The sequence below is a fragment of the Streptomyces sp. NPDC005898 genome, from assembly GCF_040629635.1.
In the GTDB taxonomy this organism is placed as follows: Bacteria; Actinomycetota; Actinomycetes; order Streptomycetales; family Streptomycetaceae; genus Streptomyces.
This window is the reverse complement of record NZ_JBEXWC010000001.1, coordinates 120,755-137,322: the sequence shown is the minus strand read 5'-3', so window position 1 is coordinate 137,322 and position 16,568 is coordinate 120,755. Positions and strand designations below refer to the sequence as shown.

At 72.3% G+C, this 16,568-nt stretch carries 13 protein-coding genes; 8 read left to right on the top strand and 5 right to left on the bottom strand.

Going from position 1 to position 16,568, the window contains the following annotated elements; genetic code table 11:
• The first annotated feature begins 42 nt into the window (after nucleotides 1–42).
• The 3 genes from ABZ385_RS00425 (at nucleotide 43) to ABZ385_RS00415 (ending at nucleotide 5,266) form a co-directional block, all read left to right on the top strand.
• Entirely contained in the window at nucleotides 43–864 is an 822-nt protein-coding gene (locus tag ABZ385_RS00425) for a carbohydrate ABC transporter permease (RefSeq protein WP_358909283.1), read from the top strand.
• Between the two features lie 35 nt (nucleotides 865–899).
• Nucleotides 900–2,153, top strand: coding sequence for a glycosyl hydrolase (locus ABZ385_RS00420; protein ID WP_358908824.1), 1,254 nt, complete (start codon nucleotides 900–902; stop codon nucleotides 2,151–2,153).
• An 89-nt stretch (nucleotides 2,154–2,242) separates the two neighbouring features.
• Nucleotides 2,243–5,266: a glycoside hydrolase family 38 C-terminal domain-containing protein gene (locus tag ABZ385_RS00415; protein ID WP_358908822.1), complete on the top strand. Its 3,024-nt coding sequence runs from the start codon at nucleotides 2,243–2,245 to the stop codon at nucleotides 5,264–5,266.
• Nucleotides 5,267–5,336: 70 nt separating this feature from the next.
• Here the strand turns inward: ABZ385_RS00415 and ABZ385_RS00410 are convergent, their stop codons facing one another.
• The gene (locus ABZ385_RS00410) at nucleotides 5,337–6,764 is read right to left on the bottom strand and encodes a lipase maturation factor family protein (protein ID WP_358908820.1); all 1,428 of its coding nucleotides are present in this window, start codon (nucleotides 6,762–6,764) and stop codon (nucleotides 5,337–5,339) included.
• Nucleotides 6,765–6,941: 177 nt separating this feature from the next.
• On the opposite strand from ABZ385_RS00410, the gene ABZ385_RS00405 reads away from it, so the two are divergent.
• Both ABZ385_RS00405 and ABZ385_RS00400 read left to right on the top strand, forming a co-directional pair.
• Nucleotides 6,942–8,975, top strand: coding sequence for a SpoIIE family protein phosphatase (locus ABZ385_RS00405; RefSeq protein WP_358909281.1), 2,034 nt, complete (start codon nucleotides 6,942–6,944; stop codon nucleotides 8,973–8,975).
• A gap of 9 nt (nucleotides 8,976–8,984) precedes the next feature.
• Complete coding sequence (locus tag ABZ385_RS00400) at nucleotides 8,985–9,845, top strand: DNA-formamidopyrimidine glycosylase family protein (RefSeq protein ID WP_358908818.1); 861 nt, start codon at nucleotides 8,985–8,987, stop codon at nucleotides 9,843–9,845.
• Between the two features lie 21 nt (nucleotides 9,846–9,866).
• Here ABZ385_RS00400 and ABZ385_RS00395 read toward each other — a convergent pair whose 3' ends face one another.
• Entirely contained in the window at nucleotides 9,867–10,382 is a 516-nt protein-coding gene (locus ABZ385_RS00395; RefSeq protein ID WP_358585080.1) for a hypothetical protein, read from the bottom strand.
• Between the two features lie 288 nt (nucleotides 10,383–10,670).
• Between ABZ385_RS00395 and ABZ385_RS00390 the strand changes: the two genes are divergently transcribed.
• Nucleotides 10,671–11,939 (top strand): CapA family protein, encoded by a 1,269-nt coding sequence (locus ABZ385_RS00390; protein WP_358908816.1) that lies wholly within the window; start codon nucleotides 10,671–10,673, stop codon nucleotides 11,937–11,939.
• 9 nt (nucleotides 11,940–11,948) lie between these two features.
• Here ABZ385_RS00390 and ABZ385_RS00385 read toward each other — a convergent pair whose 3' ends face one another.
• Both ABZ385_RS00385 and ABZ385_RS00380 read right to left on the bottom strand, forming a co-directional pair.
• On the bottom strand, nucleotides 11,949–13,376 hold the full coding sequence (locus ABZ385_RS00385; protein WP_358585083.1) for an amino acid permease: 1,428 nt from the start codon (nucleotides 13,374–13,376) through the stop codon (nucleotides 11,949–11,951).
• Nucleotides 13,377–13,493: 117 nt separating this feature from the next.
• Complete coding sequence (locus tag ABZ385_RS00380) at nucleotides 13,494–13,955, bottom strand: universal stress protein (protein ID WP_358699997.1); 462 nt, start codon at nucleotides 13,953–13,955, stop codon at nucleotides 13,494–13,496.
• A gap of 187 nt (nucleotides 13,956–14,142) precedes the next feature.
• Between ABZ385_RS00380 and ABZ385_RS00375 the strand changes: the two genes are divergently transcribed.
• Nucleotides 14,143–14,988: a polysaccharide deacetylase family protein gene (locus ABZ385_RS00375; protein ID WP_358585087.1), complete on the top strand. Its 846-nt coding sequence runs from the start codon at nucleotides 14,143–14,145 to the stop codon at nucleotides 14,986–14,988.
• A 27-nt stretch (nucleotides 14,989–15,015) separates the two neighbouring features.
• On the opposite strand, the gene ABZ385_RS00370 is transcribed toward ABZ385_RS00375, so the two are convergent.
• Nucleotides 15,016–15,696, bottom strand: a complete 681-nt coding sequence (locus ABZ385_RS00370) for a class F sortase (protein WP_358585089.1) — start codon at nucleotides 15,694–15,696, stop codon at nucleotides 15,016–15,018.
• A gap of 347 nt (nucleotides 15,697–16,043) precedes the next feature.
• On the opposite strand from ABZ385_RS00370, the gene ABZ385_RS00365 reads away from it, so the two are divergent.
• A complete protein-coding gene (locus ABZ385_RS00365) occupies nucleotides 16,044–16,535 on the top strand; it encodes a hypothetical protein (RefSeq protein WP_358585091.1) in 492 nt (163 codons plus the stop codon).
• Nucleotides 16,536–16,568: the final 33 nt, after the last annotated feature.

The window sequence follows — 16,568 nt, the reverse complement described above, 5'->3', positions numbered from 1 at the left end:
GCCGCGCCCGGTCGCCGGATCACCGACGAGAACGGCCGCCGGATGCCCGGCTGGGAGGTCGTCCTGCGCTACGTACTGCTGCTCGCCGTCCTGGCGCTGATGATCGGCCCGTTCCTGTGGCAGCTGTCCACGTCCCTGAAGGGGCCGCACGAGGACATCTTCGGCTCCCCGCCGAAGTTCCTGCCCTCCGACCCCACCCTCCACAACTACGAGCGGGTCGCCGACACCATCCCCGTCTGGGACTACGCCCTCAACTCCCTGAAGGTGGCCGCCGCCAACGTGGTCACCAACTGCGTCGGCGCCGCCCTCGCCGGCTACGCCCTGGCCCGCCTGCGCTACCGCGGCCGCAAGGCGGCCACCCTCGTCTTCATCCTGGCCATGCTGGTGCCCGTCGAGGGCATCATCATCGCCCAGTTCACGACGATGCGTGAGCTGGGCCTGAACAACACCCTCATCGGCGTACTGCTGCCCGGCTGCGTCTCCGCGCTCAACGTCCTGCTGATGCGCAACGCCTTCCTCAACGTGCCCCACGAGATCGAGGAAGCCGCGTTCGTGGACGGCGCGAACGTCTGGCAGCGCTTCACCCGGATCGCGCTGCCCGCCGTCAAGGGCACGCTCGCGGTCGTCGCGATCTTCGCCTTCATGGGCGCCTGGGACGACTTCCTGTGGCCGCTCATCGTCCTCAGCGACCCGGAGCGGTTCACGCTCACCATCGGTCTGAACTACCTGCACGGCACCTTCGCCAACGACGAACGCCTCGTCGCCGCGGGCACGGTCATCGCCGTACTGCCGCTGATCGTCCTCTTCGCGTGCCTCCAACGGTACTTCTTCCGCGGCGTCGGCGAAGGCGCGGTCAAGGGCTGAGCCACCTGCCTCCTCCTCCAGAACCGGGATCCGCCTTGCCTTCTCCAGCGCCTTCGGGCACGCCGCGCTTCGGCGCCAACTACACGCCCTCCCAGGGGTGGTTCCACCACTGGCTCGACTTCGACCTCGACGCCGTGCGCGCCGACCTCGACGCGATCGCCGCGCTCGGCCTCGACCATGTACGGGTCTTCCCCGTCTGGCCGTACTTCCAGCCCAACCGCACCCTGATCCGCCCCCGCGCCGTCGAGCAGCTGGTCCAACTCGCCGACGCGGCAGGCGAACGCGGCCTGGACGTCAACGTCGACGGCCTCCAGGGCCACCTGTCCAGCTTCGACTTCCTGCCCGCCTGGACGCAGACCTGGCACCGGCGCAGCCTCTTCACCGACCCGGACGTGGTGGCCGCGCAGGCCGCCTACCTCCGCACCCTCGCCGCCGCGCTCGCCGAACGGCCGAACTTCATCGGCATGACCATCGGCAACGAGATCAACCAGTTCTCAACCGGCCCCCACCCCGACCCCGACCGCGTCACCCCCCGACAGGCCGAGGCCTGGCTGCGCACCGTCCTCGCCGCCTGCGAGGAGGGCGCCCCCGGCAAACCGCACCTGCACGCCGAGTACGACGCCGCCTGGTACCAGGACGACCAGCCCTTCACCCCGGCCCAGGCCGCTCGGCTCGGCGCCATGACCGCCGTGCACTCCTGGGTCTTCAACGGCACCGCCCAGCGCCACGGGCGCACCGGCACCGCCACCCGCGCCCACGCCGCGTACCTGATCGAGCTGTCCAAGGCCTGGGCGCTCGACCCGCACCGGCCCGTCTGGCTCCAGGAGGTCGGCGCGCCCGCGCCGCTGATCCCCGCCGAGCACGCGGCCTCCTTCACCGAGGACACGATCGAGGCCGCGCTCGACTGCCGGGACGTGTGGGGCGTGACGTGGTGGTGCTCCCACGACGTCTCGCGCGACCTCGCCGATTTCCCGGAGCTGGAGTACAGCCTGGGTCTGCTCACCAACGACGGCCGCGTCAAGCCCGCCGGGGCGGCCGTCGCACGCCTCGCCAAGGAGTGGCGGGGCCGTACGTACGCACCGGCGGCCCGGACCACCGCGCTCGTCGTGGACGACGCCCTGGAGCGGCGGTCGGCGTGTGCGCCCGGCGGGCCGGTGTTCGAGGCGTTCGCCCGCCTCACCCGGGACGGCGTCCGGCCGACGACCGTCCTCGCGAGCCGGACCGCCGACGCGGAGCATCTCGCCGCGCGGGGCATCACGGACATCGTGACACCGGAGGAGGTCCGTTAGGCCGGTACAACCTCCGCAGACCGCGCCCCGCGCTCGTCCTCAACCGCCGGACGGGCCCAAGAACTTCCCCCCTCTCCTGGGAGATCCTCATGCATGACGACCGCACCCTGGTCGAAGCCCGCCTCAAGCGCGTTCTGGACGAGCGCATCAGGCCCGCCGTGTATCCGGCCTCCGTACCGCTGGACGTCGCGGTGTGGAACGCGCCGGGCGAGCCCGTGCCGGTCGCCGAAGGGCTGGCCGCCGAGCCGGTGCCGACCGCCGTCGGGCAGCGGTGGGGCGCGCCGTGGGGGACCAGCTGGTTCCGGGTGACCGGGACGGTGCCGAAGGAGTGGGCGGGCAGGACCGTCGAGGCGGTCCTCGACCTCGGCTTCGACGAGAACATGCCGGGCTTCCAGTGCGAGGGCCTCGTCTACCGCCCCGACGGCACCCCCGTGAAGGGCCTCAACCCGCGCAACCAGTGGGTGCGGATCGCCGCCCCCGCCGAGGGCGGCGAAGAGGTGCGGCTGCACATCGAGGCCGCGTCCAACCCCGTCATCCTCGACTACCACCCCTTCCTTCCCACCCGGTTGGGCGACAAGGAGACCGCGGGCAGCGAACCCCAGTACAAGCTGGCGCGCATGGACCTCGCCGTCCTCGACGAGACGGTGTGGCAGCTCGTCATCGACCTGGAGGTGCTCGGCGAGCTGATGCACGAGTTGCCCGCCGACTCCGGGCGCCGCCACGACATCGTGCGCGCGATCGGCAGGGCGCTCGACGCCGTCGACCTCCAGGACGTGAACGGCACGGCCGCCGCCGCCCGCGCGCTGCTCGAAGGCGTCCTCGCCACGCCCGCCGAGCCCTCCGCGCACCGCATCAGCGCCGTCGGCCACGCCCACATCGACTCCGCCTGGCTGTGGCCGCTGCGCGAGACGGTGCGCAAGGTCGCGCGTACGACGTCCAACATGACGGCGCTCCTCGACGACGAGCCGGACTTCGTCTTCGCCATGTCCCAGGCCCAGCAGTGGGCGTGGATCAAGGAGCACCGGCCCGAGGTGTGGGCGAAGGTCAAGAAGGCCGTCGCCGACGGGCGGTTCGTGCCGGCGGGCGGCATGTGGGTCGAGTCGGACACGAACATGCCGGGCTCGGAGGCGATGGCCCGTCAGTTCGTGCACGGCAAGCGGTTCTTCCTCGACGAGTTCGGCGTCGAGAACGACGAGGCGTGGCTGCCCGACACCTTCGGCTTCGCGGCCGGACTCCCGCAGATCATCAAGGCCGCCGGCTCCAAGTGGCTGCTCACCCAGAAGATCTCGTGGTCGCAGACCAACCGCTTCCCGCACCACACCTTCCACTGGGAGGGCATCGACGGGACGCGGATCTTCACGCACTTCCCGCCCGTCGACACCTACAACTGCTCCATGAAGGGGAGCGAGATCGCCCACGCGGCGAAGAACTTCAAGGACAAGGGCGTCGCCCGGCACTCCCTGGCGCCCACCGGCTGGGGCGACGGAGGCGGTGGCACCACCCGCGAGATGATCGCCAAGGCCGCCCGCCTGCGCGACCTGGAGGGGTCGGCGACCGTCCGCTGGGAGACGCCCGCGCAGTTCTTCGAGAAGGCCGAGGCCGAGTACCCGAACGCCCCCGTCTGGGTGGGCGAGCTGTACCTGGAGCTGCACCGCGCGACCCTCACCAGCCAGGCCGGCACCAAGCAGGGCAACCGCCGCAGCGAGCACCTGCTCCGGGAGGCGGAGCTGTGGGCCGCGACGGCCGCCGTCCGCTGCGCCGAATACGCCTACCCCTACGAGCAGTTGGACCGCATCTGGAAGACGGTGCTGCTCCACCAGTTCCACGACATCCTGCCCGGCTCGTCCATCGCCTGGGTGCACCGGGAGGCCCGCGCGACCTACGCGGCGCTCGCGCGGGAACTGAACGGCATCATCGACACGGCCCAGCGCGCCCTCGCGGGCGAGGGCACCGACGCCCTGGTCTTCAACTCCACGCCGCACAGCCGCCACGGGGTGCCCGCCGGCGGCGCCGCCCCCGCGACGAGCGACGGCGAGGCGGCGATCACCTCGCGCGCCCAGGGCGGCTTCGTCCTGGACAACGGCCTGCTGCGGGTCGAGATCGACGCCCGGGGCCTGGTCGTCTCCGCGTACGACCTGGTGGCCGACCGCGAGAGCGTCGCCCCGGGCCAGGCGCTGAACCTGCCGCAGCTCCACGCCGACTTCCCCAACATGTGGGACGCGTGGGACGTCGACGAGTTCTACCGCAACACCGTCACCGACCTCACGCGGGCCGATGAGGTCACGGCCGGGGAGGGCGCGTCGGTCCGGATCGCGCGCACCTTCGGCGACTCCCGCATGACGCAGGTGCTGTCCCTGGCGCCCGGCGCGCGACGCCTCGACATCGACACCGAGGTCGACTGGCACGAGACGGAGAAGTTCCTCAAGCTCGCCTTCCCGCTGGACGTCCACGCGGAGCGCTACGCGTCGGAGACGCAGTTCGGCCACTACTACCGCGCCACGCACACCAACACGAGCTGGGAGGCCGCCAAGTTCGAGGCGTGCAACCACCGCTTCGTGCACATCGAGGAGCCGGGCTGGGGCGTCGCCCTGGTCAACGACTCGACGTACGGCCACGACGTCACCCGCACGGTGCGCGCCGAGGACGCGGGCACGACCACGACGGTACGTGTCTCGCTGCTGCGCGCCCCCCGTTTCCCCGACCCCGAGACGGACCAGGGCGTGCACCGCTTCCGGCACGCGCTGGTGCCGGGCGCCGACATCGGCGACGCGGTGCGCGAGGGCTACCGCGTCAACCTGCCCGAGCGCCGGCTGGCCGGCGGCCGCGCGGTGGCTCCCCTGGTGAGCGTGGACAACGACGCGGTCGTCGTCACGGCGGTCAAGCTCGCCGACGACGGCAGCGGGGACGTGGTCGTCCGCTTCCACGAGGCGTACGGCGGCCGCGCGAAGGCCACGCTGGCCCTGGGCTTCCCGGCGGCGGACGTCACCGTGACCGACCTCCTGGAACGCCCGCTGACCGACGCCACGCCCCCAGCGCTCTCGGGCGACACGGTGGCGGTACGGCTGCGCCCCTTCGAGCTGGTCACCCTGCGCTTCGGACGGCGCGCCGACTAGCAGGCGCCCCACGGGCACCGGCATGACATCGCCGGTGCCCGCCCCGCCCCGCCGCCCCGACGCGTCGCTTCTACCGCCTCTGCTCCGACACGGCGAGCCGTGTCGGCGCCAGGAACTCGCGGACGTAGGTCCGCTCCCAGCAGGCGCCCGTCTCGCGCAGCTCGCGCCAGGTCGTGTACCGGTAGCGGTACAGCCGGGCGCGGATGTACGCGGGGGGCGCCCCGGGCGGGAACGGGGAGGCGCGCAGCAGCCGCAGCGTGTCGCGGTCGCCGTCCAGCAGGCGCTCCACCAGCGGGCCGAACCAGGAGCGGGCGTAGGCGGGGGAGAGCGCGGCGAACCACATCATCCAGTCCAGCCGCAGGTGGTACGGCGCGAACTGGCGCGGCCAGCGGCGCACGTCCCCCGGCTTGCCCTTGAACTCGTACGCGAGCCACGCGGAGTCCTCGCGCGGCACCGGATCCGCCGTGCCCTCCACGACGATCTCCTGGCGCACACGGCTGACGCTGCCGAACGCGCCGTAGGCGTTGACGAGGTGCAGCGGGTCGAACGAGCGGTTCATGACCTGGCGCCGGGACAGCAGATTGCGCACCGGGCGGTAACTGAGGGCCAGGAGCAACGCGGTGACGGCCGTGACCACCACCTCGTACCAGAGCGGCGCCGGGGCGTACCGCGCCGGGGTGTGCCAGGGGGAGAGGTCGAGGGCGGCCACCGCGACGACGACAGTGATCCAGTTCAGCCAGGAGAAGTTGCCCGACAGGACGAGCCACAGCTGGGTGACGATCATCAGGCCGGCGGCGGCGGTCGCCACGGGCGGGGGAGTGAAGAGCAGGAACGGCACGACGAGTTGGGTCACGTGGTTGGCCGCGGCCTCCGCCCGGTGCACGGGCTTGGGCAGGTGGTGGAAGAACCAGCTCAGCGGGCCCGGCATCGGCTGCGTCTCGTGGTGGAAGTACAGGCAGGTGAGCTCGCGCCAGCACGCGTCGCCCCGCATCTTGATCAGTCCCGCGCCGAACTCCACGCGAAAGAGCACCCAGCGCAGCAGGAAGAGCACGAGGACGGGTGGCGCGACGCGGTCGTTGCCGAGGAAGACCGCGAGGAACCCCACCTCCAGGAGGAGCGACTCCCAGCCGAAGCCGTACCAGGTCTGGCCGACGTTCACGATGGAGAGGTACAGCGCCCAGGGGATCAGCCACAGTGCCATGGCGCCCCAGAGCGGCAGCAGATGGTCGGCGCCCGCGAGCAGCGCCGCCGCGACCGCGCAGCCCGCCCACGCGCAGAGCGCGAAGAACCGGTCCGAGTAGTGGAGCTGGAACAGGCTCGGTGCCCGCCAAAACGGCACCCGCGCCACGTACCGGGGCACCGGGAGCATCCCGCGCTCCCCGAGCAGCGCCCGGAACTGCAGGGCGGCTCCCAGGAACGCCACGAGGTAGAGCGCGGCGAGCCCCCGCTGGAAGATCGACCGGCTCAGTCCGTACGCATCCGCCGTGAACCACTCCACGTCACCATTGTGACGGCGGGTGACCCGGTTCTCCATCGTGACGCCGAGCGGCCGCCCCCACATGCGCGCGCCGGGGGCTCCGCCTAGCGTGGCCCCATGGACGCGGGCACCGGTGCGCACCCCCCGGCGGGGCACTGCCGCTGTGCGCAGCCGGCCGCGGCGCCGGCCGACTGTTTCATGGAGCTGTACGGCGCCGCGCTGCGCATGGGCTGCTTCGACTGGGACCTCGACACGGGCCAGATGTCCATGGACGCCACCGCCCACGAGGTCTTCGACGTGCGCCCCGACGAGTACGACGGACGCCCCGAGACCCTCTCCGCGCGCGTCCCGACGGTCGAGGCGCACCGCCTGGACCAGATCGTCGCGCACGCCCTGAAGGACGGCAGCCAGACCTACGGCGCGTACTTCCGGGTGCGCCTGCGCGGCGGCGCCCTGCGCTGGACGCACACGCACGGCTGCATCCGACGCGACACCACCGGCCGCCCCCGCCGGATCGTGGGCATCGTCAGGGACGCCACCCGCGAGCTGGGCGACAGCCCGCCCGCCGTGCGCGAACGCGTCGACGAGGAGGCCGAGCGGCGCCGCACGACCAGCATTGTCCAGGGCACCACGGCGGCACTGGCCCACGCCCGCACGGTGCAGGACGTCATCGACGTCCTCAAGGACACCCACGGCCTCGCGCACCTCGGCGCCGCCAACCTGGTCATGGGCCTGGTCGAGGCCGGACGGATCCGCCTCGTCGCCGAGGGCCCCGTCGGCAGCTTCGTGCCCGGCACCCTGGTGACCCGCATCGACGAGCCGTACCCGATGAGCGAGGTCGTGCGCACCCTCGCGCCCCGCTACATCGAGTCCGCCGAGGACTTCGCGCGGTCCTACCCGCTGCTGTGGCCGCACATCGCCGGACTCGGCATCACCGCGGCCGCGTATCTGCCGCTGATCGCGCAGGCCCGCCCCATCGGCGCGCTCGGACTGCTCTACCAGCACAAGAGCGCATTCACCGTGGAGGAGCGCAACGTCCTGGTCGCGCTCGGCAGCAGCATCGCGCAGAGCCTGCAGCGCGCCATGTTCTACGAACAGGAGAAGGACCTCGCCCAGAGCCTCCAGCAGGCCATGCTGCCGCGCTCCATCCCCGGTGTGCCGGGCGCGGAGATCGCCGTCCGCTACCGCTCGGCGGCGCTCGGACGGGACATCGGAGGCGACTGGTACGACGTGATCCCGCTGCCCGGGGGCCGGGTCGGCGCCGTCATCGGAGACGTCCAGGGCCACGACACGCACGCCGCCGCCGTCATGGGCCAGCTCCGCATCGTGCTGCGGGCCTACGCCAGCGAGGGGCACATGCCCGCCACCGTCATGGCCCGCGCCTCCAGCTTCCTGCACGAACTGGACACCGAACGCTTCGCCACCTGCCTGTACGCGGAGACCGACCTGTCGACCGGCGCGGTGCAGCTCGTACGGGCGGGACACCTCGACCCGCTCCTGCAGCTCACCGACGGCTCCTGCCGCAGAGTGCCCGTCGACGGCGGTCTGCCGCTCGGTCTCTCCGCCGAGTTCGGGCGACTGGACTACCCCGTCACCACCCTCGAACTCGAACCCGGCCAGACCCTGCTGCTGTGCACCGACGGACTCGTCGAAGTACCCGGCGCCGACCTCGACGACGGCATGCGCGCACTGGCCGAACTCGCCGCCGGCGGCCCCCGCGACCTGTCCGAGCTCGCCGACCGGCTCTGCGGCATCGTGGACGGCCGGGGCGGCGACGACGACGCCGCGCTGCTCCTGCTGCGCCGCCACGCCATCGACGCGCCCCGCTCGGCCGGCCGGCTGCGCCAGCACGTGGCGCAGAACGACCCGGAGGCGCTGACCGAGGCCCGCCACATGATCAGGGCCGCGGTACGCGCCTGGGGCGCGGGCGGGCGCGCCGACGAGATCGAGCTGGTCGCCGACGAGATGATCACCAACGCGCTGATGCACACCGGCGGTGCCGCCATCGTGACCCTGCGCGTGCTCAGCGGCGCCGACCGGCGGCTGCGCGTGGACGTGGAGGACTCCTCCAGCGCCCTGCCGCGCCGCCGCGAGGCGGGGGAGGAGGGGGTCTCGGGCCGTGGGCTGCTCCTCGTGGACCGGCTCACGGACGTGTGGGGCGTGGACGCGCGCGGCGGCGGCAAATGCGTGTGGTGCGAGTTCATCGTGCCCGCCAGGGACGAGCGGGTCTGAGGGAGAGCCATGCCGGAACTGCCCGAAGTCGAGGCCCTCAGGGGCTTTCTGACGGATCATCTGATCGGTCGTGAGATCGTGCGCGTGCTGCCGGTGGCGGTGAGCGTCCTCAAGACCTACGACCCCCCGCTCACCGCCCTCCAGGGCCGCACCGTCACGGCCGTGACGCGGCACGGCAAGTTCCTGGACGTCGACGCGGGCGGGCTCCACCTCGTCACCCACCTCGCGCGCGCAGGCTGGCTCCAGTGGAAGGACCCGCTCCCCGACGCCACCCCGCGCCCCGGCAAGGGCCCGCTCGCGCTGCGCGTCGCCCTGGAGACGGGTGAGGGCTTCGACCTGACGGAGGCCGGCACGCAAAAGCGCCTCGCGGTCTACGTCACCGAGGCGCCGCGGGAGATCCCGGGCATCGCCCGCCTCGGCCCCGATCCGCTCGCCCCGGACTTCGACGAGGAGCGGTTCGCCGCTCTCCTCGCGGGGGAGCGGAGGCAGATCAAGGGCGCCTTGCGCGACCAGGGCCTGATCGCCGGTGTCGGCAACGCGTACAGCGACGAGATCCTGCACGCGGCCCGCATGTCGCCCTTCAAGCTGACGTCGAGCCTCACCGGGGCGGAGGTCCACGGGCTGTACGGGGCGCTGCGGGACACGCTGACCGAGGCGGTGGAGCGCTCGCGCGGAGTGGCGGCCGGGCGCCTGAAGGCGGAGAAGAAGAGCGGCCTGCGCGTCCACGGCCGCACCGGTGAGCCCTGTCCCGTGTGCGGCGACACGATCCGCGAGGTGTCCTTCGCCGACTCCTCGCTCCAGTACTGCCCCACCTGCCAGACGGGCGGAAAGCCGCTGGCGGACCGGAGACTGTCGCGCCTGCTGAAGTGAGGGGGCGGGTGGCCGGGACCCTCAGAACAGGTGGATCGCCAGATGTCCGAGCGGCAGCCCGAGCCGCCACGCGGGCGTCCACACCTTGGGCCCGTCCTCCTCGCCCGGCAGCGCCCCGCCGCCCGGCACGGCGTCCAGGTCCGGCGCGAGCAGCTCGGTCTCCTCCAGCCACCGCCAGGCCAGTTCGGCCAGCTCCACGTCGGGGTGCGGCCCGCCCGCCGCGGCGGCGTCGTCCAGGGCCAGCTCCAGGCGCCCGCGCACCCACTCCAGCCAGGCCTGGTCGTACTCGGTCAGGGAGAGCCAGGTCTCCAGCTGCGTGATCACCCGGATCCCGGACAGTTCGCCGCCGCTGTCCGACAGGAAGATCGTCAGGGCGAGCGCGTCGCGCCCCGCGCGGTACTCGAAGGACGTGGGCGGCATCAGATCGCCGGTGCGCAACAACTCGTCGGCGATGTACTCGGCGTAGAACCACGCCATGGGCACCCTCAGGTCGCCGCCCCTGGGCCCCTCCGTGCCGCCTCTGCTCTCGTACGGCATCCCGCTCCGCCTTCCTCCGGTCCGTGCGCGTCACCGGCCTCCGGCCCCGATCCGGAACACGGATGAGGACAGCCGATTACCCGCGGGGGGTGCTGAGCAAGGCGCTTTACGGAGCCTTGACCCGGGCCCCGGTTTCCACGCAGGTGAGCGGCCGTGTGTTGTTCGCGTCACAGGGGTCAGCGATTTGACTCCTTTTCGGGGACTCGGGGGCAAGGGTCCTTGATTCACCGAGAGAGCCGTGCATCTAGTCATATCGACCGATAGGACTAGATTCGTGGAGCCTGATCGATGAGCCAGCGCGCGGAGAACTCACGCAGCACACGGACCACAAGAGGCCCGCAGCCCCCACCCCGGACGCGAAGACGCCGCCCGGCCACGGCCGCCGCCACGGCCCTGCTGATCGCGGGCACGGCATCCTGCACGGCGGACACGGGCAGCGCGGTCGGTGACTGGGCCACCCGGCGGGAAGCCTCCCGCCCCGGCGCGACCCCGGCCCACTCCCCGGCGAGCGGCGGCACGGCCCAGCGCCGAAACTTCACGCTCGTCGCCTCCGGGGACGTCCTGCCGCACTCCTCGATCATCCGCCGGGCCCGGGCCGACGCGGACGGCGACGGCTACGACTTCGTCCCGATGTTCGCGGGCGCCAAACGCATCGTCTCCGCGGCGGATGTGGCGATCTGCCACATGGAGACCGTCTACGGGCCCCGGGGCGACTACAGCGGCTACCCCGACTTCAAGTCACCGCCCCAGGTGGCCCGCGCCCTGAAGGCCACCGGGTACGACTCGTGCTCCACCGCCTCCAACCACACCCTCGACGACGGCGCGGCGGGAGTGCGCCGCACCCTGGACGCGCTCGACAGGGCGGGCGTCGCGCACGCGGGCTCGGCCCGCACCGCCGCGGAGGACAGGAGACCGGCGTGGCTGCGGGCGGGCGGCGCCAAAGTCGCGCACCTCGCCTACACCTACGGCACGAACGGCCACCCGCTGCCGAAGGGCAAGCCGTGGTCGGTCGACCTGATCGACCGCACGAAGATCGTCAAGGACGCGCGGGCGGCCCGGAAGGCGGGCGCCGACGTGGTCGTCGTCAGCCTGCACTGGGGCACGGAGTGGCAGACCGCCCCCGACCGGCGCCAACTGCGCCTCGGCAAGCGGCTCACGGCGTCGCGCACCGGCAAACGGCCGGACATCGACCTGATCATCGGCACCCACGCCCACGTGCCCCAGGCGTACGAGAAGGTGGGCGGCACCTGGATCATCTACGGCATGGGCGACCAGATCGCCGGGAGCATGAGCAACCACGAGGGCGCCCACGACCCGCGCGGCAACCAGAACTCCGTCGGCCGCTTCACCTTCGCCCCACCGGCCGCGCCGGGCGGCCGGTGGAAGGTGGAGAAGGCGGAGTTCCTCCCGATGTGGTTCGACACCGACGCCGGCCGCGTGGTCGACCTCAACGCGGCACTGCGCCGCGGGGCGGACGTCCGCGAGGTCCGCGACCGGATCCGCCGCGTCGTCCTCGGCCGGGGCGCCGGCAAGGACGGCCTGGTGATGGGCAGGTAGCGGCGGGCGCTACCGGGCGCCCCGGTCCGCCTTCGCCAGCTCCGACTTGCGGTAGGAGTAGCCGAAGTACACGGCCAGGCCGATGACGAACCAGACGGCGAACCGCACCCAGGTCTGCCACTGGAGGAACGTGATGAGCCAGACGGAGAAGAGCACCCCGATCGCCGGCACCACCGGCATCCCGGGGCAGCGGAAGGTGCGCGGCAGCTCGGGCCGCTTGTAGCGCAGCACGATCACCGAGACACACACCACGACGAACGCCAGCAGGATCCCGATGTTGGTCAGTTCGGCCGCCTCGCCGATCGGCAGGAACCCGGCGATGGCGGCCGAGGCGAACCCCACGATCCACGTCACGCGGGTCGGCACGTGCCGCGTCTCGTGCGTCTTGGCGAACCACTTGGGCAGCAGCCCGTCGCGGCTCATGGCGAACCACACGCGCGTGACGCCCAGCATGAAGGTGAACATCACGGTGAGGATGCCGATGATGGCGCCGACGGCGATGACGTCGGCGAGCGAGCCGAGCCCGACCGACTTGAACGCCGTGGAGAAGCCGCTCTCCGGGTCGATGTCCTTGTAGCCCTGCATACCGGTGAGGACCAGGCACGCCAGGACGTACAGGACCATCGAGACGGCCAGGGAGTACAGGATCGCCTTCGGCATGTGCCGCTGGGCGTCCTTGGACTCCTCCGCCGCGGTCGACATGGCGTCGTAGCCGAACACGGCGAAGAACACGGTGGCCGCACCCGTGAACGCGCCGCTGACGCCGAAGGGGAAGAACGGCTCGTAGTTGCCCGTGTCGATGTGGAAGAACCCGACCCCGATCACGACGAGCACGACGAGGACCTTCAGGACCACCACGACCATCTCGAAGCGCGCCGCGTTCTTGATGCCGAGCGTGAGCAGATACGCGATGAGCAGGCACAGGAGCGCCGCGAAGAGATCGACCCGGTGTCCGTCGCCGGTACCGGGCGCGCCCAGCATCCACTTCGGCAGCTCGGCGCCCATGTCGTTGATCAGGAAGTTGAAGTAGCCGGAGATGCCGATCGCGACCACCGCCACGATGGCCGTGTACTCCAGGAGCAGGTCCCAGCCGATGAACCAGCCGGCCAGTTCGCCGAGCACCACATAGCCGTACGTGTACGCGGAGCCCGCCTTCGGGATGAGGCCCGCGAACTCGGCGTACGAGAACGCCGCCGCCGCGCTCGCCACCCCGGCGACCAGGAACGAGATCAGGACCGCGGGCCCCGCCTTCTCGTGGGCGACGGTGCCCGCCAGCGTGAAGATGCCGGCGCCGATGATGCCGCCGACGCCGATCGCGGTGAGCTGCCAGAGCCCGAGGGAGCGGGTCAGCCCGCCGCCCGCCCCCGCCTCTGTCTCCTCGATGTGTTCGATGGGCTTGCGGCGCAGGACGCCCTGCCCCATCCGGAGTCCCGCCATGAGCTCCACCTCTTCGCGGACGGCAGTCGGCTGATGGCGGATCATGATGGCCCAGCCCGCGCCCCTACGGAAGACGCCACACCCCTCGCGCGGCCGGGTTCATTCGGCAGGGGCGCATCAGGGCACGACCGTCACCGGCCAGCGGCCCGCCTTCACCAGCCGCACGGCGACCGAGCCGACGATGCGGTGGCCCGCCTGCTCGGAGGCGCCGACGACGACGGCGTCGGCCTTCAGCTCGTCCGCCGCGGTCACCAGACCGCTGTACGGGTCGCCGCGGAAGGTGTGGAACTCCCAACGGACGTCGAATATGTCCTTCACCCGCTCGGCCGCGTCCCGGATCTCCGCGATGAGCCCCTCGGCGATCTCGTCGGTGGTCTCGGCGACCGGCACGCCGAGGGCCGCGCCCGCCGCGAGCACCGGCTGGATGTACACGACGGCGAGCAGGGCCCGCTGCCGCCGGGCGAGGCCCGCCGCGTAGGCGGCGGCCCGCAGCGACGAGTCGGAGCCGTCGATCCCGACGACGATCACCTTCGGCCCGTCGGTGCCGCGTTCGAACTGGTGGACCTGGTCTTCGCTCACCCCCGTGAGGTTAACGGAGCCCCGCCGACCGGCCGCGGGCAGGCGCCGCGCCACGGAGAGCGGCCCCGCGCTGCCCGTCCCCCGGTCCGTCGCGTCCGACCGCTCCCAGGCGGCTGATCGGGTGCTTTCGGAGGCCGCCCCGGTGTTGGTGTGCCGCCGGGGCCGCCCACCGTGCGACGGATTAGTCATGAAAGACGATCAGCTGACCCCGGGGCGTCGGCTCATGCTCCGTACCGCCGCGGCCCTCGGCCTCGCCGCGACCGCCGGATGCGTCGGCGCCGACCGCACGGCCGACCCCGCGCCCCTCGCGCCGAGCGGCGGGCCCGCCGCGGGGCCGCCGGCCCGCAGCGCCATGAAGCCCTCCGCGTACCGCCTCCAGCCCATGGCGGGCCACGGCCCCCCGCGCTCGGCACGCGCCCTGCCCCGGGTCCGCAAGGCACCGATCCTGCGCATGCCCGGCCACGACCGCTCCATGGTGCTGACCTTCGACGACGGACCCGACCCCACCTACACCCCGCACATCCTGCGGACGCTGCGCGCACACGACGTGCGCGCCATGTTCTTCGTGTGCGGGGAGATGGCCGCCGACCACCCGGACCTGCTGCGCGAGATGGCCGACGACGGGCACCTGATCGGCAACCACACCTGGAGCCACCCGCTGCTGCCGAAGCTGAGCCGGGCCAGGACGCGCGCGCAGATCGAGCGCACCTGCGAGGTCATCGAGGACGTGACCGGCGAACCCCCCGAGTGGTTCCGGGCCCCCTATGGGGCGTGGAACCGCAACACCTTCCAACTGGGCGCCGAACTCGGCATGGAACCGCTCGCCTGGACCGTGGACACCCTCGACTGGACCGAGCCGGGCGCGGCGACCATCGTGCGCCGGGTCCGCGCGGGCGCGGCGCCCGGCGTCGTGGTGCTCTCGCACGACGCGGGCGGAGACCGCTCGGGCAGCGTCCTCGCGCTGCGCACCTACCTGCCGGAACTGCTCGACTCGGGCTACCGCATCACGGTGCCGGGCCGCCACATGGTGTGACGCGCCACCCGCTCCTGCGCCCCCGGGTCAGCGCACGGCGGTCAGCCGGGCGAAGACGACGACGTTCGAGTCGTAACCGGACTGCTTGGAGAAACCACCGCCGCAGGTGATGACGCGCAATTCGGGAGTACCGCTGTTTCCGTAGACCCGCTTTCCGGGGAAGTCGCTCTTGTCGAACACCTCGATGCCGTAGATCTTGAAGATGGCGGTCTTCTTGTCCTTGCGCCTGACCTCGATGTGCTGCCCTTTCTTCAGGGAACCGAGGCCGTAGAAGACGGCCGGGCCCTGCTGGTTGTCCACATGTCCGACGACCACCGCCGTGCCCTGCTCGCCCGGTGAGGCGGCGCCCGTGAACCAGCCCGCGAGGTTGGGGTCCTCGGGCGGTGGAGCGTCCACCCACCCCTCCGCGTCCAGCCCGACCCCGATGACCGGCGCGTCCACCTGGATGCCCTTGATGCGCACGCGCTCGGCGGGCGAGAACGTCAGCGGGGCCGGGGCGTCGGCCGCCGCGTCCGGCGCGCGGTCCGCTGCCGCGGCGGACGCCGGCTGCGGCGGGCCCACGTCGAATTCCCCCGAACCGTTGCGGATCAGCGCGAGACCGGTCAGCAGAACGAGTGCCATCGCACCCCACGGGGCGCGCTTGCGCTGCTTTTCGTCCTCCTGGGGAACGTGGAACTCGAATTCGTCGGCCGGATGGGACGAAGGCATTCTCTATCCCCTCTCAACGCGGCGGGCGCGCCGCGTCCATTGCGCGTACGAGAACGCTAAGCGCGGTGCGCGCGGCATGCGAAAGGGCGGGCGCGAACGGGTGGCGTCCCGGCCGGGGTGCGCCATCCGAGTCGCCCCGCCCAGGATTTTTCTGACGGACCGTGACCTGCGGTGATGCCCCGCGCGCGGACATGCCCCGGCGTGTCGGCTCACCAGGACGGCCGATCCCCGAAATGCGGGCCGGGGCGCCGCATCTGAGGGTCAGTCTGGGAGGCGCTCTCGCCGATCGACCGGGGACGGTACCCCCGGGGCGCCTTCCGCGGAGGATTTCCATGCGTACTTCTCGTATGCGTACCACTCGTGCCCTCGCGGTCGCCGCCGCGGCCGGCGCGGTCGTCGGGCTCGGCGCCCCGGCCGCGTCCGCCTGGGCCGACCCCACCAACATCGTGGCCATGCCCAGCGTGATCCCGCGGGGCGGGCACCTGACGGTCACGGTCGACGGTTCGTCCTGCCAGGCCGGCGGCAAGATCACCTCGCACGCCTTCCCGGACACGCACCTGCACGCCATCCCCGGCGGCAGCACGTCGAGCGCCACGGCCGTCATCCACCGGCACGCCACCCCCGGGGCCTACGACATCACGGCCCACTGCGGCGGCAAGACGCTCACCCGCCCGGCCGCGTTCACGGTCATCCACGGCGGTGTGCGCGGTGGCTTCGGCGGCAGCTCGCACTCGGGGGCGACCAGCACCGACATGGCCATCGGCGGTGCCCTGGTGGCGGCCGCCGTGGTCGGCGGCGGGGTGTTCTGGATGCGCCGCCGCTCCGAGAACCGGACCTGAGCCGCTCCGCGAGACGGGTCCGAGCCGCCGGGC